Annotated in this window: 17 protein-coding genes; 5 read left to right on the forward strand and 12 right to left on the reverse strand. The window is 71.4% G+C overall.

Translation table 11 applies throughout. The features are described 5' to 3' along the window. Positions 1-181 precede the first annotated feature (181 nt). Positions 182-1,642, forward strand: coding sequence for an ATP-binding protein (locus VNG13_01560; GenBank protein ID HVA59206.1), 1,461 nt, complete (start codon positions 182-184; stop codon positions 1,640-1,642). Between the two features lie 448 nt (positions 1,643-2,090). Here the strand turns inward: VNG13_01560 and VNG13_01565 are convergent, their stop codons facing one another. Then, positions 2,091-2,687: a hypothetical protein gene (locus tag VNG13_01565; GenBank protein ID HVA59207.1), complete on the reverse strand. Its 597-nt coding sequence runs from the start codon at positions 2,685-2,687 to the stop codon at positions 2,091-2,093. Positions 2,688-4,291: 1,604 nt separating this feature from the next. Here VNG13_01565 and VNG13_01570 point away from each other — a divergent pair. From VNG13_01570 to VNG13_01580, 3 genes are all read left to right on the forward strand, one after another. After that, positions 4,292-4,627, forward strand: a complete 336-nt coding sequence (locus tag VNG13_01570; protein HVA59208.1) for a hypothetical protein — start codon at positions 4,292-4,294, stop codon at positions 4,625-4,627. A gap of 115 nt (positions 4,628-4,742) precedes the next feature. Then, the gene (locus tag VNG13_01575; GenBank protein ID HVA59209.1) at positions 4,743-5,036 is read left to right on the forward strand and encodes a hypothetical protein; all 294 of its coding nucleotides are present in this window, start codon (positions 4,743-4,745) and stop codon (positions 5,034-5,036) included. A gap of 17 nt (positions 5,037-5,053) precedes the next feature. Then, entirely contained in the window at positions 5,054-5,479 is a 426-nt protein-coding gene (locus VNG13_01580) for a hypothetical protein (GenBank protein HVA59210.1), read from the forward strand. Between the two features lie 865 nt (positions 5,480-6,344). On the opposite strand, the gene VNG13_01585 is transcribed toward VNG13_01580, so the two are convergent. The 10 genes from VNG13_01585 to VNG13_01630 form a co-directional block, all read right to left on the reverse strand. Further along, complete coding sequence (locus VNG13_01585; protein ID HVA59211.1) at positions 6,345-6,692, reverse strand: hypothetical protein; 348 nt, start codon at positions 6,690-6,692, stop codon at positions 6,345-6,347. A 703-nt stretch (positions 6,693-7,395) separates the two neighbouring features. Then, positions 7,396-10,314, reverse strand: a complete 2,919-nt coding sequence (locus VNG13_01590) for an aminotransferase class III-fold pyridoxal phosphate-dependent enzyme (GenBank protein HVA59212.1) — start codon at positions 10,312-10,314, stop codon at positions 7,396-7,398. Next, entirely contained in the window at positions 10,311-11,213 is a 903-nt protein-coding gene (locus VNG13_01595; GenBank protein HVA59213.1) for an SDR family NAD(P)-dependent oxidoreductase, read from the reverse strand. Before VNG13_01595 ends, VNG13_01590 begins: the two co-directional genes overlap by 4 nt. Beyond that, the gene (locus VNG13_01600; protein HVA59214.1) at positions 11,201-12,646 is read right to left on the reverse strand and encodes an FAD-linked oxidase C-terminal domain-containing protein; all 1,446 of its coding nucleotides are present in this window, start codon (positions 12,644-12,646) and stop codon (positions 11,201-11,203) included. Before VNG13_01600 ends, VNG13_01595 begins: the two co-directional genes overlap by 13 nt. Continuing rightward, the gene (locus tag VNG13_01605) at positions 12,643-14,253 is read right to left on the reverse strand and encodes a serine hydrolase (protein HVA59215.1); all 1,611 of its coding nucleotides are present in this window, start codon (positions 14,251-14,253) and stop codon (positions 12,643-12,645) included. Before VNG13_01605 ends, VNG13_01600 begins: the two co-directional genes overlap by 4 nt. Then, positions 14,250-15,098, reverse strand: coding sequence for a 3-hydroxyacyl-CoA dehydrogenase family protein (locus VNG13_01610; GenBank protein ID HVA59216.1), 849 nt, complete (start codon positions 15,096-15,098; stop codon positions 14,250-14,252). The genes VNG13_01605 and VNG13_01610 overlap by 4 nt, the downstream gene beginning before the upstream one ends. Next, positions 15,095-16,453, reverse strand: a complete 1,359-nt coding sequence (locus VNG13_01615) for a serine hydrolase domain-containing protein (GenBank protein HVA59217.1) — start codon at positions 16,451-16,453, stop codon at positions 15,095-15,097. Before VNG13_01615 ends, VNG13_01610 begins: the two co-directional genes overlap by 4 nt. Then, on the reverse strand, positions 16,450-17,925 hold the full coding sequence (locus VNG13_01620; protein HVA59218.1) for an AMP-binding protein: 1,476 nt from the start codon (positions 17,923-17,925) through the stop codon (positions 16,450-16,452). Before VNG13_01620 ends, VNG13_01615 begins: the two co-directional genes overlap by 4 nt. A gap of 7 nt (positions 17,926-17,932) precedes the next feature. Further along, complete coding sequence (locus VNG13_01625) at positions 17,933-19,339, reverse strand: amidase (protein HVA59219.1); 1,407 nt, start codon at positions 19,337-19,339, stop codon at positions 17,933-17,935. Beyond that, positions 19,336-20,895, reverse strand: coding sequence for a hypothetical protein (locus VNG13_01630; GenBank protein HVA59220.1), 1,560 nt, complete (start codon positions 20,893-20,895; stop codon positions 19,336-19,338). The genes VNG13_01625 and VNG13_01630 overlap by 4 nt, the downstream gene beginning before the upstream one ends. A 118-nt stretch (positions 20,896-21,013) precedes the next feature. Here VNG13_01630 and VNG13_01635 point away from each other — a divergent pair, with 118 nt between their 5' ends. Next, positions 21,014-21,610, forward strand: coding sequence for a TetR/AcrR family transcriptional regulator (locus VNG13_01635; protein HVA59221.1), 597 nt, complete (start codon positions 21,014-21,016; stop codon positions 21,608-21,610). Here the strand turns inward: VNG13_01635 and VNG13_01640 are convergent. Next, positions 21,513-23,381, reverse strand: coding sequence for a hypothetical protein (locus VNG13_01640; protein HVA59222.1), 1,869 nt, complete (start codon positions 23,379-23,381; stop codon positions 21,513-21,515). The genes VNG13_01635 and VNG13_01640 overlap by 98 nt on opposite strands. Positions 23,382-23,403: the final 22 nt, after the last annotated feature.

A 23,403-nucleotide genomic window follows, 5' to 3' on the forward strand; every position in this document is an offset into this window, starting at 1 on the left:
CCTTCCGGTTCGCCAACGTCAGCTCCATCCCGCAAGCCGACCGGCAAACCCCCAGCGGCCAGCACCGACACGCCGCTAGCCGGACCTTCTTACGTGAGGCAACGAACCCGGCTACGCGGACCTTTTAGCTGAGTCAACGCGACCACTGGCGTAGTTATCATAACTGTGATTACCATTACTGATGAACAAGCCCGCGGACGTCTTCAACCGCGATCGTGAGTGGGCCGCGCTCGACGGCTTCGTCCGCTCCCCCCGGGCCGGCGCGACCCTGGGATTGGTCTACGGCCGGCGCAGACAAGGCAAGACCTTCCTGCTCGAGGCCCTCGCCGAGGCAGGCGCCGGCTTCTACTGTGCGGCACTGCAGCAGTCGAGCGCGCAGAACCTGGCCCGGTTCGCCGTCCAGTACCAAGCATTCACCGGCATTCGGGTGCCGGTCGCGTTCGGAACATGGGAGGACGCGATGCGGGCGCTGCTCGCACTAGGCGAGGGACGCCGCACGCCGGTGGCCGTCGTGATCGACGAGTTCCCCTACCTTCTCGACGGGAATCCCGAGCTGCCCTCGATGCTGCAGGCCCTGCTGAGCCCGCGCGGCGCCGCAGCGCGCGGCTGGCCGGCCCGACTGATCCTTTGCGGATCCGCGCTTTCGACGATGGGCGAGATGCTCGGTGGCACGGCGCCTTTGCGCGGCCGTGCCGTTCTCGAACTGATGGTCCATCCGTTCGGCTATCGAGACGCGGCCGCCTTCTGGGGGGTGGGCGGTGCGCCCGAGGTGGCGATGCGCTTGCATGCGCTGGTCGGCGGCACCCCGGCCTACCGCGACATGTGTCGCGGCCACGCACCGGGCCGGGACAAGGAGTTCGACGCCTGGGTAGTAGCCACCCTCCTCGACCCGGCGTCGGCGATGTTCCGCGAGGGCAGCGTGCTGCTTGCCGAGGAGCCGGATGTCCGCAATGCCTCCGTGTACCTCGCCGTGCTCACCGCGATCAGTTCTGGACATACCCGCCGCAGCGAGATCGCTGCCGCCGTCGGCAAAGCCGAGGGTGCCCTCACGCATCCCTTGACCGTGCTCACCGAGGCGCGGCTCGTGAGCCCGCTAGCCGACGCGCTCAGGCAGAAGCGGACGACCTACCACATCGCCGAGCCGGTACTTCGTCTGCACCAGCTGGTCATCGCCCCGAACGAGGCCCGGCTCGGCCGAGGTCAGGCCAGAGCCGTCTGGGCCGAGCTAGCCGACACCGTCTCCTCCCGCATCTACGGTCCCCATTTCGAGACCCTGGCCCGGGCCTGGTGCGCCGAGCACGCCGACCCGGCAACGCTCGGCGGCGGCGCGAGCCGGGTCGGTGCGACCGAGGTCGCGTGCCGGGAACATGGCCGAACCCACGAGCTGGACGTCGTCGTCCTCGAGGTCCGAGCCAATCGCGGCAGCCGGATCAGCGCGATCGGGGAAGCGAAGTGGCGTACCGAACCGGTCGGAGCCGGACAGCTGGCCCGGCTCGAGCATCTGCGGAACCTGCTCGGCGCACCCGACGCAAAGCTCCTGCTGTTCTCCCGGACCGGCGCCAGCCGCCAACTCGTGTCACTGGCTTCCGCGCGCGACGATGTCGAGATCATCGACGCAGACCGTCTCTACACCGGCACCTAGCCCGACCGCAGCCGCGACGGTGTTTGTGGGCTCATCATGCGGCCGACGTCCGTCGTGGGCGACGAGCGTAGGGCTTCGTCACCACCTGATACGAGGCAGGAAGAAGCGCACTCTTGACCCGAGGGGTGACCGCCCCTGCGGGACGCAATTCCCCGCGCTGTTCGCGCCACCACAGCATGACTGCCTGCGAGTCGAAGAGATATTGACGACCGCTGAGGCCGAGGTTGGGCGGGAAGCCGCAACGTCGGACGAGTTGACGTGCGGTCCGGACGGAGCAGTGGCAAAGGGCTGCGACATGCCGGACGGTGTAAATCGGATCAGACAGCTCTACCATCATGCCGACCTCGGATGCTCTCACTCCGAATCGGCGCACTCGGTCTTTGGTTTCCGCGTTCGCGGAGGCCGGAGGCATGGCGGTGATCCGCCGATTGGCGTTGAATGCCTACGCCTACATCTGCTGCCTCGCACGGATTCCAGCGGCTCGTCTCTTGGCTATCCGGAGAAAGAGCAGAGGCAGCAACAAGCCGAAGACCACAATGGCACCGGTCAGCAGAATGTCCGGCCACGCTGTCTGCAAGGCGGCGGTGACGGTCGCGATGGCGAGGCCGAATCCCAGGTACATCGGATATACAACGCGACTCCGGGCCTTGACCAGCTGCTGCGCCTTCGCCTGGTCCGCCGGTGACGGCTTCAACGCGACCATCACGAACCTGATCGTCAGCCGGTAGCACGCCATCCCCAAGATGCCGGCGCCGACGCCCCACGCGAACAGCCACCACGACCACCCGGTACCAGCCACACCCGCGACCGCCGCGCAGCTCGCCAGGACGAGGCCGAAGCTCGCGTACTGCAGCCGCCTGCCCACACCACTGTAGGGATCAACACGAGCGCGGCGGGGCACACGCTTGTGGTCCCTGGTCACGCCCGGGGAATCCCCCTCATGCCGAGCACCAACGGTGCGGTCGCTCTCACGATAACCGCGGCCGCCGCTCAGTCCCGGGATCGTGCAGACGACCCCGAAGCCGATCGCGGCGAGGAATGCCATTCACCTGTACACCCGGCAGGAGCCCAACGCAGATGCCTACCAGCGCCACCCCGACGAATTCGAACGCCGCCGCGGTGACCTGAGTGGCCACGCGGCTCCTGTTGTGCGCTAGTCGCGAGACCTGCGTGCCGGGGCGCATCCTCGCGGCCCTCGAACCGCGAAGGGCTAGAACAGCAGGGCCACCGGCCACTTGTCTTCGTGGTCGTGTCGTGCCACACTGCGGCGCTCAGCGCCCTGGGTCTGTCCGGACCTCATGCTTCCCTTGCCGCCCCGTGACTAACTGACGCCTCAGGCGGCGAACCCCATGGCGGATCCACTTGGTGACCGATTCGCGGTCGCGAATGCGAACATTCCCCCCGACCTACCCGAGAGTCGCTCAAGACCCTCGCGTATCCGATCAACATCTCTTACCGGGCGCCGGCTACGCCGCCGGATGCTCGCTTGCCGGCTTGCCCGCAGCGGCGGACAACGCGTCAACCAGGCAGCTCAACGACACTCTCATGTCTCGGACGAGACTCGCGATGGATAAGCAAGCGGCAGGAACTGAGCAGCCTCCGACATTCGGCTCCGTCTACAGCCAGGAGCGAAAGCGCGTCGCAGGCCGTCCTATGGCCAGGCTTTTCGGAGCCATCACGTCCGGCGCACTCGTGGCAGTGGCATTCCTACTACACGGGACACCAGAGTTTTTACCTCTCATCGTCGCAGGCGTCGCGGTCCTACTCTTCGTTGCCGCCGTACTGGCTTCGCGGGTCGGGAAATTGGGCCGTCGCAGTGGTGAAAAGTAACTATGGAGGGTTGAGATCGTTGAGGTCTTCCAAAGCTCAAATGGGTACTTTGGTGGCCGCCGCGCTACTGCTGGGGCTCGTTGCCGCAAGTCGCTTCTTCGGGCTGGCGGCAGGCGGGTCTGTACTGGTGGTGATAGATACTGTCGTTGCGGCGAGCTTTTTGATCGCTGCCCTCATTCTGGGGCTTCGTCGCAAGCGGCGATGACCTCGCCAAGTTGAGGCGTCGGCAGCGGCGACGCGACGGCAGAGTCTCTTATCCGAAGTGGAGCTGACCCGGTTCGGTGGACACCGTTTTCGTGGTCAGCTCCAGATGCCGGGCCGTTTCCGTGGTTACCGCCCGACCAGCAGCACTTCACCGGCACGCTCTACACCGGGTTGCCGCCGGGCCAGGCGGATCCGGGTACACCGCTGGCGGCACTGCGGGCTTTCCTCGCTTTGGAACGTGACGGCCAAGGGCCAGGGCTGCCATTCGCTTTCTCAACGACCGGGCCGGCGGGAACAACCCCCACCGCCGGCGGGAATCATGAGTTCCCGGCGACCGGCGCGCGGCAGGCTCCCGGCCGCTTCGGAGACGTCGACTTCTTCCACATCCTGGGATCCGGCGCGGACATCCAGCTGAACGCCGAACACGTCCACGGGGTGGTTGGTGGATCGCCGGCGTCGAAGGCTGCGGCTAAACCGCCGTGCAGCCGTGCGGGCGGACGTGGCGGCCACCCCGAACATCCCCGGCGCTCTGGGGAGCTTGTGGTCCGCCGCCGCAGCGCAGGTCGGGGCTCGCGTTCCGCCTGGGGTTTCGCACCGGCGGGGGACACTGGCCAGGTGGAGAAGCGCGTGTGCGTGGCAGTCGAGCTCGCCTCAGAGCAGGGAGTCAGGCAGCCTCCCCGGCCGGACCTGCCACCGGGCTCCGGGCGCTCCGAGAGCTACCAGGTCGAGGCGGACGGCAAGACGAGTGACCGGCGCGTCTTCCAAATCGCCGGGGCCTACTCGAACGGGGACTTCTCGCTCACCGGCTCCTTCGGCGCGCCCGGGGCGTACCGCACGGAAGTGCTGCGGTTCTCGGTGGCGGCCGAGGAGGCTACGGTCGTGCGGAGACGGCTTTCCGCCGAACCGGATGTCCTTCGAGTGTGGCTCGAGGACGAGTACCTCGACACGTGACCCCCGGATTGCTGGTGGTTCCCCGTCGTGATCTTTAGCAGCCGCTCCGCGGTCGACCGGGTGGATGTAAGCAACGGCTCGGCGCTCGGGTGGCCTGGGCCCACCCGGTCGGTTGGTGCGCGATGATCTGTGGGTGGAGTTGGCGCCGGGGGAGCTCCGGATCGACGTGGACCGCGCTGGGCACCGCACGGCGGTGCGGGTGACCCACGTTCCGAGCGGCAAGTCGGTGACCGTCGATGATGAGCCGTCGAACCATCTCAGCCGGGAGCGGGCTCTCACCCTGCTTGGGAAACGCCTAGGCGGCGACGGCGGGGACACCTCGGGGGATCGGGAGCCCCGACGTCCGGGTCCCGACGATCCGACGACCGCCGCTGAACTCAACCTTCCCAAGCCCGGCGGTGGAGGGTAGCTGGCTACCGTCGTTGGGTGAGCGACGAGATTGTCGGCCTCGGGGCGTGCTGCGACTTCGTGCCGGAGGAGGAGTCATCAGCCAGCCCCGGTAGCGTCTCCTTTGACGTTGCGGAGTTCGCGGTGCTTGCCGACGGTCGCCGGGTCACCCTGCATTCCGGCGTGCGCGGCTTCACGGTTTCGGGGCCACGCCGACCGACAACAAGCGACCCACTCGCCGGCATGGCGGCCGCTCATATCGAGGCCGACGTCCAAACTACTGTGCTTCCCGATGAGGACGACTCGGAGGACGAGCATCCCTACGAGTGGCTACAGGGGCGGCTGCGTCGACAGGGGATCGTCGTGACGACCAAGTCATTGAAGTCGGTGCCGTACACCGTCGAGGTCAGCGAACGACTGAGGCAACTCCTGGCAGCGAGTCGAACCGATCCGTGCGAGCGATAGCGGCCGAGTAGGTGCCCCGCTGCGTCGCTGGACCGACGGTGCGGAAATCGTTCGGCCGTGCGCGTCCTGAGCGGTGACCACTCGGCCGTGGGTGAGCACCGCGTCACTCCCCCCGGCCGAGGCGCCGCGGGGTCGACGGCGAGCTTCCGGCCTGAGACCGGCCAAGGATGTTGACGCTGGGACAGTCACCGACCTGCTCAACGTGGCTTGGCGGGGGCAGATCCGCTTGCCGGCCCGGCGATTCCCGGGAAAGTGCGTTAGACGCCGCTGCGTGCTTCATCAATAGTGTGCTGTCAGAATTTTCGTCCCTTATGCCCGCTACTCTCAGGAAGACAACTATCCAAGGTGGAAGTCACTCTTCGACCCTTCACCGCAGTTGACGTGGATCGCTTCTACGAGGAATTTTCCAGCGAAGATCAGGTTGGAGCCACCCAGTGGTTCGGGTTTCCGCTGGGGGCAAGCGCCGCAAGGGCTGAGTTTGCGGAAACAGGTTTCCTTACATCCGAGTGGGGACGAATGGTCATTGAGGCCGACGCAAAATGGGCGGGGCGTCTTGCTTGGTGGAAGAACAGTTGAGGTCCGCCCGCCGTGTCGTGGTGTTGGCAATTCGGCATTCTGCTTCGGGACGATGTTCGAGGTCTAGGCGTTGGTACGCAGGCTCAGCAACTTCTTGCGCGATATCTCTTCGCGCACACGCGAGCGAACCGGGTCGAAGCGTTTACCGACGTCCAGAACATTGCAGAGCAGCGATCTCTGGAGAAAGCTGGGTCTACCCGGGAGGGCGTGCTCCGCGAATGTCAGTGGCGAGGCGGTGAATGGCACGACCAGGTCCTCTATTCTCGCCTACGATCAGGTTTTTGCTAATTTAGGTGTTCGGCTCCTGCTCCTGGACGTCAAGGATTGGTCCCGCGAAGGTCCGCATCTCCGCGTCCCGGACAGGGCCGCCGCCCCAGCGGGCCAGTCGAGGTGGCTGGCCCGTGTTCACGCCTGTAGCGCGGCTGAGTCTGACCAACGTGGCCCCGAGCATGACGATCGGAACGATGAGCGGAACCAGATCCCGGGAGTGCACGAGCCAGGCGCCGATGACTCCGAGCGTTACCAGACCCAGGATGGACGCCCCCCAAATGTCGGCCTTCCGGCGGGCTCGGGGACTACCCTCCGTGGCGCCGAGAACCCGCGCGTCGAGTCGACGTAGCCGCCCGGAAAGGCTCATGTCAGAACAATCGCAGGAGCCGGGCGCAACCGCAACGTAGATGGGTGCTCAACTGACCGGGACCGGATTGCACCCGCGTGCGCGAGGTGACGACCGGCGCCCCCCACGGCTTCGGGACCGGGTGATCACGAGCCCGGTGGATGCCGCCGGGCAACCGCTGGCAACCGACCGCTCCGTGCCGGGTTGCGGACCCCGCCCACCAGGCAGATCCGCAACACGGAACATGACACTTGGCCCCGGTCGTGTTCCTGGTCCTGCCGGTCGTCGTCCTGTTAACCATATTTCAGCAAGGACATATTTCGACCCTGCTCGATGTGGGTGCGCTACGGCCGCGCCGGTAGCCAGTCATCGGTGAAGATCGCTGCGTGATTCGTGGCGGACAGCCGCCGAAACCGCGCCTAGGCCCTGATCGGCAGGTTGCGGTCACAACCCGGGCCGGCGACTCTGGGACGGCGACGCCGGGCGGCGGTTGCTATGGGTAGCAGCGCAATCGCCTGGTGTGCCGAATTCGAATATCGGCGCTCTACGGGGTGGGCGAGGGCAGCGGGCGCCTGGGTGGATGAGCAGGAGTTGTGTCCAGCAGGTCAGCGAGCTCGCTTACCAGGAGCGCTGGGCGGGGGCGCCGTCCCGTGCTGGCGACCCCGGCCGGCTCTGGCAAGCGATAGCGGGCGGCGGCAGAGGGGGCGAGGTCGCTCGGTTGCGGTTACCAGCCCTCGCTCAGGATCCGTTCCAGTGACTCCGTGAATGCGTCGGCGTCCCCGGTGTTGAAGACCATCGGCGGTTTGACCTTGAGGACATTGTCGTGGACGCCATTCGGGTAGACGATGACGCCTTCGTCTTTCATCCGCTCGCAGACCGCGTACGCCTCGGGCGCCGCCGGTTCGCGGGTCGTGCGGTCGCGAACCAGCTCGATGCCGAGGTAGAGCCCCTGCCCGCGGACGTCACCGATGAGCGGGTGGCGGTCGGCGAGGCCAGTGAGTCGGTCCCGGAGGTAGGCGCCGACCGTGGCGGCGTGGTGAGGCAGGTCCTCCTCGTCCAGCACGTCGAGCACGGCGAGCCCGATCGCGCAGGACACCGGGTTGCCGCCGAAGGTGTTGAAGTAGCGCATCCCGGTGTCGAAGGTGTCGGCGATCTCCCGGGTGGTGACCACCGCGGCCAGCGGATGGCCGTTGCCCATCGGTTTGCCCATGGTGACGATGTCGGGGACGACTCCGGCGGCTTCGAAGCCCCAGAAGGGGCCGAGCCGGCCCAGGCCGACCTGCACCTCGTCGACGATGGCGAGGCCACCAGCCCGGCGGGTCGCGGCGAGGAGCGCGTCGAGGTAGCCCGGGGGGTGAACGATCTGTCCGGCGGTGCCCATCAACGACTCGGCGATCACCGCCGCGGGGGGGCGCCCGGCTGCGACCATCGCGGTGATGACGTCCGCGGCGTCGCTCGCGTAGCGGGCGCCGGCGTCGGGGTCGGCGTAGCCGTAGCGACCGCGGTAGCGGTCGGGGGTCGGTACCTCCCAGGTGGTGCCCGGCGCGCCGGTGCCGCCGGGGCCCTTGTATCGGTTGGGGCTGATCCCGGTCACCGTCGTGGTGTTGCCGTGGTAGGCGCCGTCGATGACTACGACGTCGGCGCGGCCGGTCACGGTGCGCGCGATCCGCAGCGCCAGGTCGTTCGCCTCGCTGCCGGTGCAGACGAAGAAGACGACCTCGAGCGGGTCGGGCAGCGTGCCGGTGAGCCGGTGGGCGTAGCGGGCGAGCTGCGGGTAGAGGAAGCGGCTGTTGGTGTTCAGCCGGTGCATCTGGCGGGCCGCGGCGGCCACCACCCGGGGGTGGCCGTGCCCGACGTGGGTGACGTTGTTGACCGCGTCGAGGTAGCGCAGCCCGTCCTCGTCGGTGAGCCAGACTCCCCGGCCGCGGACCAGGTTCATCGGTCGCCGGTAGTACGCCCGCTGGGAGCGGGCGACGTACCGCGCCCGCAGGGACAGCACCTCCGGAAGGCGCGGGGGCGGGTCCGGCCGGCCCGGTCCGGCGGCCGGGTCCGCCGACGTGAGCAGCAGCGGGGTCGGGTCCGGGCACAGGTCGAGCCACCCCGGCGTGTGGCTGGGCGGGACGAAGACGGGCGGCAGGCTGGTGGTCAGCCGGGACAGCTGGACGTGCAGGTGCGCCGGGCCGGTGGGCTCGCACGGCCGGCCGGTGACGGTGCCGAGTAGGGTCCCGGCCGGCAGCTGCGTGCCGGGCGCGACCGCCGGCGTCAGCCCGGCGAGGATCAGCCGCGTCCCGTCGGGCAGGCGCAGCACCATCCGCCCACCGTCGGCGGACTCGCAGCCGGCGGGAAGCGGAGCGTGCACCGGGGTGCCCTCGGGCCCGAAGACGTCCACCCCCAGGTGCACCGTGGCCGGTTCGGCGTTGGTGGACCGGCGGCCGGCGCGGGACAGCCGGGGTTCGGCGTGGGCCGAGACGACCAGCTGGTCCGCGTCGCTGACCGGGATCGGCTCGACGTCCGCGTCGCCGCCCGGGGACAGGTCGAGCACGGTGAGCGCGGCTGCGTCGCCGACCAGCGGCACCGCGCCGCGGTGGTGGGGTCCCACGGCCGCTGCGGGGAGCGGCCGCGGCGGCCGGTGCTGGGCGCCCGCCCGCAGCCGGGCCTGGGCGAGCTCGGCGGGGATCTCGGCCAGCGCGCGCAGGGTCGGCCAGGTGAACCGGACCCGGTCGAGCGGGTAGCCGTTCCCCGGGTCCTCGACCTGCCGGCGGGTCCAGGTGGCCAGGCTCATGCACAGCCGCGCCCCGGCCATCGGGAGCAGCACCGCCAGTTCCTCGTCGTCGAGGGGGCTGACCGCGTGGAACCCGGCTGCGACGTCGACGGCGGCGGCGACTGGGTCGTGGGTTTGCAGCATCGCGTTGGCGGCGGCGACAGCGGGTTCGGCGACCCGCACGGTGGCCAGCACGTCGCCCACGTCGATCACCCCGGACAGCGCCCAGGCGCCGGCCGGGTCGCGGGCGACGAGCACGTTCGCGTCGTTGAGGTCGTGATGGGTCACCGCCCGCGGCAGGCGCGGCAGGGCGTCGGGGACCGTCTCGTGGTAGCGGGCCATCACGGTGTCCACCGCCCGGCGCTGGTCGGGGTCGGCGAGGAACGCCATCCCGTCGGCGACGATGTCCGCCGCGTCCCGGAGGTCCCACCCGTGGTGGCGATGCAGCGCCGGATGGTCGAACCCGGCGAGCGCCTGCCCGACCCGGGCGGCCAGCGCGCCCAGGTCGGCGCGCAGCTGCGCCGAACGCCAGCCGGCGTCCCGCCACCGCAGTCCCGGCACCCAGCTGAGCAGCCGGGCGAGGTGCACCCCGGTGGGCAGCTCCAGGGTGAGCACCGCGTCGTCTTCGACTGTGCGGACCACCCGTGGCAGGGTGACACCGAGCTCGGCCCGGGCGAGCTGGTCCAGCACCGCCACTTGCAGGTTCACCTCGGGCCCGGCCGACGGAGGGGACAGTTTGAGCACATAGGCCGCGTCGGGGGTCTCGACCCGCACGTTGCGGTCGATCTCGCCGGGCAGGGTGGCCAGCCCGTCGACGGTGAGCTGGTAGCGCTCGCCCAGCGCCCGGGCCACCTGGTCCAATTCGGCGGTGGTCACGGTCACGGGTTTGCGGTGGGGAGGAGGTCGGCGGGGGGCAGCAGATCCTCGAGGGTCAACGGGGTGACCAGCCGGGGTGGGAGGACCCGGTCGAGCTCGTCGAGGGTCCATTCCCGTTCGGTGGTCAGGTCGGCGGTGATGGCGGGGACCTGCAGGATGAGGATGCGCCGGCCGTGCACCTGGAACACCTGCCCGGTCGCGGGGCAGTCCGCGCCGGCCAACCAGGCCACGAGGGGGGAGACGCGGTGCGCCTCCAGCCCGGCGGTCGGGGTCGCGCTGCTGCCGTCCATCCGGGTCACCGCCGCCGGGGCGATGACGTTCGAGCGGACCCCGTAGCGGCCGGCTTCCAGCCGGATCGTCGCGGACAGGGCGAGCACGGCCAGCTTCGCCGCGCCGTAGTTCGCCTGCCCGACGTTGCCGACCAGGCCGGACGCGCTGGAGGTGTGGATCACCGAGGCGCGCACCGGCCGGCCGGCTCGGGACTGCTCCCGCCAGTAGGCGACGGCGTGGCGGCTGGGCGCGGCGTGGCCCTTGAGGTGGACCGCGATCACCCGGTCCCAGTCCGGTTCGCTCATGTTCGCCAGGGTCCGGTCCCGCAGGTTCCCGGCGTTGTTGACCAGCACGTCCAGACCACCGAAGGTGTCGACGGCCAGCCGGACCAGCTCGGCCGCGGCCGCCCAGTCGCAGACGTCGTGACCGGAGGCGACCGCGGACCCGCCGCCGACGCGGATCTCGTCGACCACGGACTGGGCGGGGGTCGGGTCGGCGCCGTCCCCGGACACCTCGGCGCCGAGGTCGTTGACGACTACCGCCGCGCCGTGACCGGCGAGGGCCAGCGCGTGCGCCCGGCCCAGTCCGCGTCCGGCGCCGGTGACGATCGCGACGCGTCCGCTCAGCCTGGGCATCGCACACCGTCGTTGTCGGTGCCGGCGTCGACCGCGATGTCGGTGTTGGCATCGGTGGGTGGGGTGGCCGGGTCGAAGATGGCGCCCGGGTTGAGGATGCCGGCCGGGTCGAACGCCGCCTTGATCTGCCGGTGCAGGCCCAGCGCGGCCGGACCCAGTTCGTCGGCGAGCCAGCGGCGTTTGAGCCGGCCGATGCCGTGCTCCCCCGACACGGTGCCACCCAGCTCGCGGGCGGCCGCGACGATCGCGTCGGCCGCGTCCCAGGCCCGGCGTTCCCCGTCCTCGCCGGGCGGGACCACCAGCAGGGGATGCGCGTTGCCGTCCCCGGCGTGAGCCACCACGGCGACGGTGAGACCGCTGGTCGCGGCGATGCGTTGGACCGCGGCGATCAGCGGGGGCAGCTGCGTGCAGGGCACCGCGACGTCTTCGACCAGGACCCGGCCGAGGGTCTGCAGCGCCGGGTAGGCGGCCCGCCGGATGTCGAGGAGTGCCTCGGCTTCGGCCCGGTCCCGGGTGAGGTGCAGCTGCCCGGCGCCCTGGCCGGTCAGCGCCATCTGCAACCGGGAGTCCGCGCCCGGCGCGTCGTCGAGCTGGACCAGCAGCACCGCGCCGACGTCCGGGCCGAAGCCGGTCCCCCGCAGCCGGTCCAGCGCAGCCACGGTGGTGGCGTCCATCAGCTCGAGCAGGGTCGGCATCCCGGCGTCGCCGGCGACGCCGGCAGCCGCGGCGGCGGCGGCCGTCAAGGAGGCGAAGGTCGCCAGCGCGGTGACCTGCGGCCCGGGCAGCGCCTGCAGCCGGACGGTGGCCGCGACGATCACCGCCAGGGTTCCCTCGGAGCCGATGAGCAGCTGGGTCAGGTCGTAGCCGGCAGAGCGTTTCACCGTCGCCCCGCCGGTCTGCATAGCCTGCCCGTCGGCGAGGACGACCTGCAGGCCGAGGACGGCGGCGCGGGTCGCGCCGTAGCGGAGGCAGCGCAGCCCGCCGGCGTTGGTGGCGATGTTGCCGCCGATCGTGCAGTTGGCCCAGCTGGACGGGTCGGGGGCGAACATCAGCCGGTGCGGGGCGGCTGCGGCGTTCAGCGTGGCGTTGATCACCCCCGCTTCGACGGTGGCGGTCCGGTTCGGGGCGTCGATGTCGCGGACCGCGGTGAGCCGTTCGGTGCTGAGCACCAGGCACCCGGGCAGCGCGTTCGCCCCGCCGGACAGTCCCGTCCCGGCCCCGCGGGTCACCACCGGGACCCGGTGGCGGCGCGCCCAGCGCAGGCTGTGCTGGACCTCGGCGAGGCTGGCCGGCGCGACCACCGCGGCCGGCCGGGCCGCGGCCACCAGGTTGGCCTGGTCGGTGCGGTAGCCGGCGGTCAGGTCCGGGTCGTCGCGGACCGCCCCCGGATGCAGCGCGTCGCGCAGCTCCGTCAGCTCCGCCCGGGTGATCACGGGTGGTCGCCGTTGCCGGTGTCCACCCGGTGCAGCCGCAGGTTGGCCAGCCGGGCCATGCTCAACCGCAGCCCGCTCACCACCCCGTCGGTCCGGTCGAAAACGACCGCGAACTGCACCGGGGTCACCGGGTCTCCCCAGCTGCCGGTGAACCCGTCGCGGGCGGCGGGCTCCAACGGCATCGGGGTCAGCTTGCGCCGGTGCAGCACCAGCGTGGCGTCGGTGCTCCGCACGGTGTAGTCGACGTCGAGCTCGGGGCTGCGGTAGCGGCCGGCGAGCTCGGCCAGCTCGGCGGGGGCGGGTTCCCGGCGGTGGATCCGGGTCAGCCGGCGCGGGCCCTGCGACACCACGGTGAGGGTGAGCGAGCCGGCCGGGGAGGTGGCGGCGTCGAAGCGCAGTTCGGCCGGGCCGTGGCGGAACCGGTCCGCGCCGGTCGGTTCCAGCGGGCCGACGCCGCGCAGGGTCAGGGTGCCGGCGTCTGCGGTGAGGTCCAGGCATTCGCCGGTGTCCGAGTCGGCGTAGGTGCCGACGTAGGCGCCGACGGGTCTAACCGTCGCGGGTGGCGTCGAGTCGGGCGGCGCGCCGATGACTAGGTCGGCGAGCCGCTCGCACAGCTTCGCGGGGTCCGCCGTGGCCAGGTTGGACAGGGCGGCGATGCTCAGCCCGAGCTCGGGCAGGCTGACCAGCTGGGCGCGGAACCCGGCGTCGGATCCGCCGTGGCCGAACCGGCGATGCCCGCGGTACTCGTCGAGGATCAGCCCGAACGCGTACCCGGTGGGGGTGGCATCGGTGAGCACCCCGCTGGTGTGCGCGAGGTCGCGCACCCGGGGCCCGCCGACGCGGGCGTGCCGGTGGTTCGCCGCCCAGCGCAGCAGGTCACCGGCGGTGCTGAGCAGGCTGGTCGCGCCGACGGTGGCGTAGTTCAGCGGGCAGCGTTGGTAGCCGGAGCCGGAGGCGGCGGGCAGATAGGAGGACGACCGATGCGCGACCACCCGCCGGTGATCGTCGCAGAACTGGGTGCTGTGCATCCCGAGCGGCTCGAACAGCTCCCGCCGGCAGAAGGCGGGGAACTCCAGCCCGCTCACCGTGGTGACGAGCTCGGCGAGCAGCGTGTACCCGGTGTTCGAGTACAGGTACCGGCTGCCCGGCGGGAAGTTCAGCTCACGTTGGGTGTGCACCAGGTCGAGGATGTCGGCGCGGGTGATCACGTCCTCGATGCGCCAGCCGGCGGCGAGCGCCAGCATCCACTGATCCCGCAGACCGCTCGTGTGGTGGACCAGCTGGCGGACCGTGACCCCGTCGGCGCACTCGGGCATCCGCGGCAGGTAGTCGCGGATGCCCGCGTCCAGGTCCAGCGCCCCGCGCTCGGCGAGCAGCGCGACTGCGAAGGCGGTGACCTGCTTGGACACCGAGGCCACGTGAAAGACGGTGTCGGCGGTGATCGGTGTCCGGTGCTCGAGGTCGGCTAGCCCGCGGCCGCGGGAGTACACGACCTCGTCCCCGCAGCTGATGGCGAGCTGGATCCCCGGCCCGTCGGCGTCGCACACGGCGCGCAGCACCTCGTCGGCGGCGAGCGGGTCGAACCCGCCGGTCACGGTGACGGTCACGGGTGGCCGGCGAGGCGCCGCGCCTGCTCGATCAGCCGGGTCCGGGCGTCGCCGGCATGGAGGTGCGGCGGCGGGTCGGCACCGGCGCCGCGCATCTCGAACGGGCCGGCCGGCCAGCGGAAGCAGTCTTTGACCAGCGCGTCGACCTGCGCGGCGGTGGCGATCCCGTCGCTGACGATGCGGTCGGCTTCGGCCCAGACGGCGAGCATGATCCGGTTGGGGACGAACCCCCAGTGCGTCGCGTCGTCCCGGACGACTTGCGGGTTCTTGCCGCAGCGGCGGGCCAACCCGACGACGGTGTCGACGGCGGCGGGGTCGCAGGTGTCGTGCACGACGATCTCGGCCAGCCGCATGACCGGCGCCGGGGACGCCCAGTGCCAGCCCAGCACCAGCTGCGGTCGGTCGGTCGCGGCGGCCAGCGCGGCGACCGGGAACCCGGAGCTGTTGCTGGCCAGGATCGCGGTCGGCGGGGTCGCGGCGTCCAGCGCCCGGAACACCGCGATCTTCGCGGCGAGGTTCTCGGTGACCGCCTCGATCACCAGCTCGGTGTCGGCGCAGGCGGCGGCGAACTGCGCGACCGGGCGGATCGCGGCAAGCGCGGCCGCCGCCTGCTCGGCGCCGATCACACCGCGATCCGCGGCGGCCCGCATCCCGTACCGGCCGTGCTCGATGCGGTGCAGCGCGGCGGTCGCCGCGGTGTCGTCCCGGTCGTGCAGGCGAACCCGGCAGCCGGCGAGGGCGAGGACCTGGGCGATGCCGGCGCCCATCTGTCCGGCGCCGAGGACGAGCACCTCGCCGAGCGCGGGCCGGTCCGGCTGGCCGGGCGCAGCCGCTTCGGGGGTCACGGTGCTCGCACGTGCAGCCGGCCCAGGATCCGCAGCCATCTCACCTTCCCGGCCGGGTCGCGGAGGAACTCGCCACGGGCCCCGGCGAGCGGACCGCCGGCGATCCGCAGGGTGTCTCCGCCGGTCAGCTCGGCCGGATGGGGCTCGACCGGCTGCGCATCGGGGAACGACGCCAGCTGAACGTCGGTCGGCTGGTAGTCGATCAGCAGGCTACCGGCTGGCCCGGCCTGCACGTGCACGGTCTGCAGCCGGGCACGGTAGGCACCGCCGACCTGCGCGGGGGCGATGGAGGGAGCCGGTGGCGCGGCGGGCCGCGACGCCGGCATCCGGGCGAGCTGCCGCAGCGCCCACTTCACGATCGGGGTGTGCACGAGCGCGCCGAGCTGACCGTTGGTGCACACCGCGATTGCAAAGCCGCGGTCGGGCACCAGAGCGAAGGAGGACATCTGCCCGTTCGTCTCGCCGCCGTGGGCGAGCAGGCCGGGGGTCGGTTGGAGCAGCCAGGACAGCCCGCAGGCGGTGGCCCGCCCGCCGCCGGCGGGGACCAGCGGGGACTGCATCAGTCGCAGCGAGTCCGGGCTCAGCAGCCGAGGTCCCGTGCCGAGGTGGAACCGGGCGTAGCGGAGCTGGTCCACCAGCGAGGAGGCCAACCCGCCGGCGGGCGCCGTTGCCCGGGTCAGCTCCCACGGCCGGGTGACGAGCGGGGTGCCGTCGCGCACCCGATGCCCGACCGCGGTTCGGCGGGTGATGGCGTCGGCCGCGGAAAAGCAGGAGTCGGCCATCCCGAGCGGGTCGAGGACCAGCTCCTGGCAGGCCTGCTCGAACGGGGCGCCGGTGACGGTCTCGATCGCCCGTCCGGCGATGGTGAACCCGGCGTTGCTGTAATTCCAGACCGTGCGCAGCGGCGCCAGTTGGGGGAGCACCCCCATCGAGGCGCAGGCCCGGGACAGCGCGTCGTCTGCGGAGCCGAAGTCGTCGAGCAGGTCCCCGTCGTGGCCGCCCATGTGGGTGAGCAGGTCCCGCATGGTGATCCGCTCCAGGGCGTCGCGGTCGGCCAGGTCGAGCTCGGGGACGTAGCGGTGGACCGGGGCGTCGAGTTCGAGCTGGCCCCGCTCGACCAGCCGCATCACCACGGTCGCGGTCAGCGTCTTGGTGGTGGAGCCGATCTGGAACAAGGTGGCGTCGTCGACGCGGACCGGGGCGTCGACGTGGGTCACCCCGGCGGTGACGACGATCTGCGCGTCGCCGTTGAGGATCCCGACCGCAACGCCGGGCACCGCATGCGCGGCCATCCCGGCGTCCAGCAGGTCCCGAAGCTGCGCCGCGACGTCGGTGCCGGATGCGGTCGCGGTCATCCGGCGGCCGCGGGGACCCGGGCGCTCACCAACGCCGCCCGCCGCAGCTTCCCGCCGTCGTCGCGGGGCAACGCGGCGACGAACTCGTAGCTGCGCGGCAGCTTGTAGGGGGCCAGGCGTGCCCGGCAGTGTGCGGTCAGCTGGCCGACGGTGGGCTCGTCGGCGCCGGCCGCGAGTTGGATGACCGCGTGCACCCGCTGGCCCCACTCCTCGTCGGGCAGCCCGATCACCGCCGCGTCGCGGACCTGCGGGTGGTCGGCCAGGGCGGCCTCCACCTCGGCCGGGTAGACGTTCACCCCGCCGCTGACCACCAGGTCGACGCGCCGGTCGGCCAGGTGCAGAAATCCGTCCGGGTCGAGCCAGCCCAGGTCGCCGACGCTGCCGAACCCGTCGGGGGTGCGCAGCGGGTCCGCGCCGAGGTATTCCGCCGGGCGCAGCTCGTGCGGGCGCATGTAGATCTCGCCGACCTCGCCGGGCGGCAGCGCCGCGCCGGTGGCGTCGAGCACCCGGATGTCGCAGTGGTAGCCGCGGCCGACGCTGCCCGGATGGCGCAGCCACTCGTCCCCGCGGATCACCGTGTTGCCGTACCCCTCGCTCGCGCCGTACGCCTCGAGGACCCGGGTGGCGCCGATCAGCTCGATCCAGTCCCGTTTCACCGCCGCCGGGCACGGCCCGGCCGAATGCACGATCTCGCGCAAGCTGCTCAGGTCGCGGTCGCGGATCCCGTCGAGGGCGGCGATGCGACGCATCATGGTCGGCACGAACCCCACCGTGGTGACCCGGTGGCGTTCGATGGCGTCGACCGCCAGCCCGGCATCGAAGCGTTCCAGCAGCACCACCGTGTGACCCAGCATCAGCCCGTAGTAGCACCAGTCGAAACCGAAGTTGTGGTAAAGCGGACCGGGCAGCAACTGTACGTCGCCGGCGGCGAGCCCGAATCCACGGAGCACGTCGGCAAGCTCGGCGGTCAGCCCCCACGGCCCGTCGTTCACCAGGAGTTTGGGCCGGCCGGTGGAACCACCGGTCCCGATCGCCTTGCCCGGGTCGGCCACGACGTCGGGCAGGGCAGGGACCGCGCGGGCGCTGTCGCTCAGCTGCGCGCCGGTGACGGTCCCCGGCAGGTCCGGCCAGTGCGCGACGACGACCTCTGGGTCGAACAGGGCGAGATGCCCGTCGCGTTCGGGCGGTGGAGCGGCGGGGTCGAGCGGCAGCACGCAGCCGCCGAGCTTCCACACCGCGCTGCAGGCCAGCACGTGCTCCGCCCCGTTGGGTAGACCCACCGCCACCCGGGATCGGGGTGCGACCCCAAGCCGGGCCAGGCCGGCGGCCATGACGTCGCTGGTCGCGTCCAGCTCGGCGCGGGACAGGGTGCGTTCGGTCCCGTCGGGGGCGACGGTCACCACGGCGGGCTCGTCCGGCCCAGCTAGGGCGGCGGCCCGCAGGATGGCGGCATAGGAGCGCAGGGGGGGCATCGGATCCTCAGCGGTGGGTGGCGGGCAGTTCGCGTTCGAGTTGTCCGGCCAAGCGGAAGAGGGTGGCCTCGTCGGCGACGCGTCCGACGAGTTGGACGGCCATCGGCAGTCGACTGTCCGCCCCGAACCCGACCGGCAGCGAGATCGCCGGCTGTCCGGTCCAGTTCCACATCGTGGTGAATGGCACGTAGCTCTCCCAGGTGGCGAACAGTTCAGCCACCGGGAGCTCACGATGCGCGCCGATCAGCGGCGGCGTCTTGGCGACGGTAGGGGTGAGCAGCACGTCGACGTCGCCGAACGCCTCGGCGGCCCGGCGGGCCCGGGTGAGCAGCTCGGCGGTGGCCGCGGCGTAGTCGTCCGCGCTGACCGGCGCCTCCCTGCTGGCCGCGCCCAGCAACGGGTCCAGCGGCGCGTCGACCGTCAGGGTCGCCAGGGCCTGGCGGACCGTGGCCCCGAGCAGGGGATGCAGGTACGGGGAGATCATCATGTCCCAGTGCGGCTCCGGTTCGCGGGCGCTCACCCGGTGGCCGAGCCGGGGGAGCAACCCGATGACGCGATCCAGTCCGGCGGCGACGTCGGGATCGAGCGGGGTGCGGCCGACCGCTACCCCCACGGTGAGCCGGCTCGGGGCCGTGCTGGCCTCCAACCGGAACGGCCGGTCGGGGAGTGGGACTGCGAACGCGTCGCCGGGCGTCGGCCCGGACATGGCGTCGAGCAGCGCGGCGGCGTCGGTGACGGTGCGGGCCAACGGACCGGAGGTCGCCGTGAGGCTGCTTGCCGCGGGGGCGGCGGAGACCCGCCCGCGGGTCGGTTTGACGCCGACCACTCCGCACCAGGCGGCGGGAATCCGGATCGACCCCCCGCCGTCGGTGCCGTGCGCGGCGGCGCACAGCCCCGCCGCGACCGCCGCCGCCGCGCCCCCCGAAGATCCGCCGGCGCTTCGGGTCCGATCCCACGGGTTGCGCGCCGCGGGCAGCCCCGCGGGTTCGCTGACGCAGCCCAGACCGAGGGCGGGGGTGGTGGTCTTCCCGAGCAGCAGCAGCCCGGCCCGGTGCAGCGCGGTGACGACGTGGTCGTCGCGTTCGGGCAGGTCGTCGCGTAGGCCGGCGATGCCCAGGGTGGTCCGTAACCCGGCGGTGCGGGTGAGGTCTTTGACGGAGAGCGTGACACCGCGCAACGGGGCGGTGTCCGTGGCCGGATGGCTGGCCGCCGCGGCCGCGGCGGCGCGGACCCGGTCGGCGTCGACGGTGACGTAGGCGCCGAGGTCGGGATCGAGCGCGGCCGTTCGCTCCAGGTAAATCTCCACCAGTTCGGCCGGCGTCAACTCGCCCCTGCGGATCAGGTCCGCCTGCTCCAACGCGGGCAGGAACGCCAGCGGATCGCGGACCCGCACGGTGGGGAGGGTCGCGGTCACGAGGCGGGCGGGTCGAACGAGGGCCGCGTCGGTCCGGTGTAGACGAAGCAGCCGCAGCCCGTGTCGTACAGCGAGGGACGGTAGGCACCGGCGCCGTCCGGACGGCCCCGTTGGAAGAAGGTGCCGAACGTCAGCGCGGACGGGAAGGACCGGCCCAGGGCGTACACGCGGTCGGCCAGCACGGCGGGGCTCACGGTAGTGGCGCCGCGCAGCGCCTGCTGCAGGAAGAACATCGGGTCGCACAGCTGCGCCTCGTACATTTGCACCGTGCGGTTGGAGGTGTCCTGCCCGGCGTTGCGCATCAGCTGCAGGCAGCGGGTCTCGTTGGCGCTGACCGGTCCCGGATCGTGGGCCTGGTCCACGTCGTTGATGGGTTGCCAGCCGATCGACGCCGCGCCCGGAAGCTGGTCTTTGGGGGCAATCGTCTGCATGGTCGACGGGGAGAAAGTCGAGGACAGCGCGTAGCGGGGGTAGTAGCGCTGGCTGTCCGCCTGCTGCATGAAGAAAATCGGGTTGGTTAGGTTCAGGATGTTCGTCACCCCGGCCTGGCGGAACTTCAGCACGATCCCCGGGATATCGTTGATCCCGCCGGCCCCGGTGCCGGTGCCGCCTTGCGCGGTCACCTTCAGGCCACGGGCGCTGAGCATCGGGATGATCACGTGCGCGATCAGGTCACGGGCCTGGCTAGTGTCGACGTAGAACACGCCGATTTTCGTGGTCGGGTTCAGCCAGTTCATCGCAGCCAGCCCGCCGATGTAGGTGGCCATGCCGCGTTCCGCGAGGAAGTTGCTCGGCTGGTAGAAGTACGGGCCCAGCTTGCGGTACTCGGCGGAGGTGATGCCGCTGGCATCGTCAACGAAAACCGTGTTGTGCTGGGCCAGACAGTAATAGAACCCCGGGGAACCCGCCTGTTCCGCGTCGAGGTAGCTGACGACGGCGAACACCTTGTTGTCCTGGGTGAAGTAGGCGCAGGCTGCCTGGAACTGCGGGTCGGGGTTGGACAGGTACTGGCTGGTGTCGATCCCGTAGTACAGCGGGACGATGCGGCGCCCGGCGATACCGCCCCCGCGGTTCAACGCGTCCACGATCGCCTGTGCCTGCGCGTGCGGGTCGCCGGTGCTCACCCCGCTGACCCCGATAGCCGTCAGCTCCTCGGTGTGCGTCGGGTAGATGAAACCGATCGCGATGCTCGCCGCCTTGACCGAACCCTGCGGTGCGCTCGTGGCGACCCCGGCACCGGTGGGCCCGGACCCTGCGACCGTGCGACCAGTGGATCCGCCGGGCCCGCCGGCCGTCCCACTTCCCTGCGCCCCGGCTCCGACGGCGCCAGCGGCGGTTCCCGGAACCGTGCCCGCGGCGGCGTCCGACCCCGGTGCGGCCGAGCCGGTGCCCAGTCCGCCCTGACCGGTCGGGTTCGCGCCGCCCGGCCCGGTCGGTACGGCGGTGGAGCCGCACCCGGCCGTCACGCCGACAAGCACCACCGCCGCGGCGAGGGCGAGGCAGCCGCGGACCGTGCGACCGGAGACCGGCCGCTCACGCAACAGCAGATGGAGCATCTCGCCTCCCGGGCGGCGGACCGCCCGCATTCTGGGTGGGCGGACCGACGGCAAAAGTAGACCACATGGTCGACTACGCGGCAAGGCTCCTGCGCCGGACGGGGGCTACGCTGCCTCGATGAGTCGCGGAGCGCGCCGGCGGGCGGAGCTGCTGTCCGCGGTCGTCGCGCACCTGCTCGAGTTCGGCATGGCCGGCTTCTCGCTGCGGGTCGCCGCGTCCGCCGCCGGCACCAGCCACAGCATGCTGCTCTACCACTTCGGCAGCCAGGAGGCGCTGCTGCGCGAGGCGCTGCACGCGATCCGGGAGCGGCGGCTGGACGACCTGCGCGCGTTGGCCCGACGCAAGCCCAGGGACATGTCGGCGATGCTGCGGCTGCTAGGTCGGGAAACGCCCGAGCTGCGGGTGCTGCGTCAATCCTTCGGGCTGGCCCAGATCGATCCGGACCGGTACGGCGGGATCGCCGTGGACGCCGTGCACGACGACCTCGCGGTCACCGAGGAGTTGCTCGCCCGACTGGTCGGGGACCGCCAGCTCCCGCCCGGAACCGCGACGCTGGTCGCGGCCGCGTTGCGCGGCCTGGTCTTCGACGGGCTCGTCACCGGCGACCGGGCGCGGGTCACGCTCGCCGTGCGCGTGCTGGAAAGCCTCGTCGCTGCGGGCGGGCCAGACGAGGCCGGCTCACGCTCGGACGCCGGTGGCGTGGCCGTGATCTGACGCACGGCCCGGCGGCTCCGACGAAACCCAGGCCACCGAGGGTGAGCGGCAGCGTCATCCCGAGGTCGTCGCCCGCCGGCTGCTGGTCGAGGCCGCCAGCCCGGACGAACGCGACGTCCCAGTTTGGCGCGGCCCGCCCGAAGGCCTGACCGTTCACAGTGAAAATGCCGTAGAAGCTGTCTCGTTGCGCGGTCAGCTGTTGGTAATCCCCGAGCGGGCGCTGCCCGGCGTCGTTCGGGTTCTCCTTCTCCACCGACCGGAAGCGGGTGAGGACGGTGTCGGAGAAGCTCTGCCCGCCGTCGCCGGTGCGCGCCAGGTGCACGCTGATCAGCGGGTAGCCGGCCGGGTCGAAGCCGTCGAAGGCGTCGTAGAGCACGCCGACCGTCCCGTCGTCGGTGACCGCTACCCCGGGCAGCGCTGCCTGCACCTGCCCCGTCACGAAGTGCTGCGGGCCGACGGTGAGCCCGAGCGGTCCCCCCACCCGCACCCGGCGCATCGCCAGTCGGTTCATCTCGGTCGTCGGATCGATGGCCCCGTAGACGTAGTACAGGTCGCCGGTTCTCGGGTCGACTCCCGCGGCGTGCGTCCCCCCGTACAGGCCGTTGATCGTGGCGAACTTGTCGGAGGTTTGCGAACTGAACGCGGTGTCCACCACGTACCCGCCCGGGTGGGTGCTGGCGAGCCAGCTGCGACCGCCGTCGAGGGACACGTCGACGTGGTACTGGACCAACGCCGAGGTGCCCATCTGCGTGTCGAACTGCGCGCCGTACGGTCGGGGGAAGAGGCCGATCGCCTTGGACACCCCCCACAGCGCGTAGAGCGGGCCCGGCTGGCGATCCGCCGCGAGCCGGATGGCGGGATAGCTGACGTTGCTCAGTGGCGCGGTCGTCTGCGGGTCCGGTCGCGGCAGGTCGGTGCAACAGGCCGGAGTCGACCACAGCTGGTGGTGCGCGGTGAAATTCAGCGGCGCGCTGCCGTAGGAGGTCGCCACGAACAGCGACAACCTCGGGTCCAGATCCTGATAGAACTTGCCGTCGTCCTCGTAGGCGATGTAGACGTTGTCCCGGCTGGGGTTCAGCGGGTCCGGCGCGACCGCGATCTGTGGCTGGTCCACCGTGCCGAACGGTTCGCCGATGGGTTGACCCACCGGGTTGGCCACCGGTCCGACGCTGGGCGGCAGGAACTCGTCGTGGCGGGCTACCGCCTGGACCGAGCCGTCGACGTTGGTTGGGTAGGTCCACGAGCCCGGCTGGGTGGGGTCGGTCGCGCTGGCCGCGTAGATCGCCTTGTCGAAGGTCAGGAACGCCCCGATCAGGTGGCCCGTCCGGTCGTATGCGAGCACCCGGTCGTTGGTGTTCGCCCCGAAGGTCGCCCCCGGCGGGAGCGGCACGCTGTAGGTCTTGGTCCACAGTGTGCCGTCGTTGCCCGACGTCCACACCGACCCGTGCGTCTGCAGGGCACCGAGGGGGCATTGCACCGGATCGGGAGCGCAGCCGTTGGGCATCCACTCCTCCGGCTGAAAGGGTCCGACGTGCCCGCTGAAGGCCGCCACCCGACCGGGCTGGGACGGGTCCACCGCGATCGCCGGTTCACTGTCGATGACCTGATCGGTGGCGGCCAACTGATGGTCGGTGTTCGCGACGACGAGGTCGGTCACCAACGGTCGGGGGTCGGCGCTGGCGCTCCCCAGGCTCAGCGTCAGGACAGCGGCGAGGCCAAGGCCCGCCGCCGCCCAGCGTGCCGCCGTTCCCTCGGTGCCGCTTCGGCTCACCCTGCGCCCTCCTCGGGACTAC

The organism is Mycobacteriales bacterium, from assembly GCA_035533475.1.
In the GTDB taxonomy this organism is placed as follows: Bacteria; Actinomycetota; Actinomycetes; order DATLTS01; family DATLTS01; genus DATLTS01.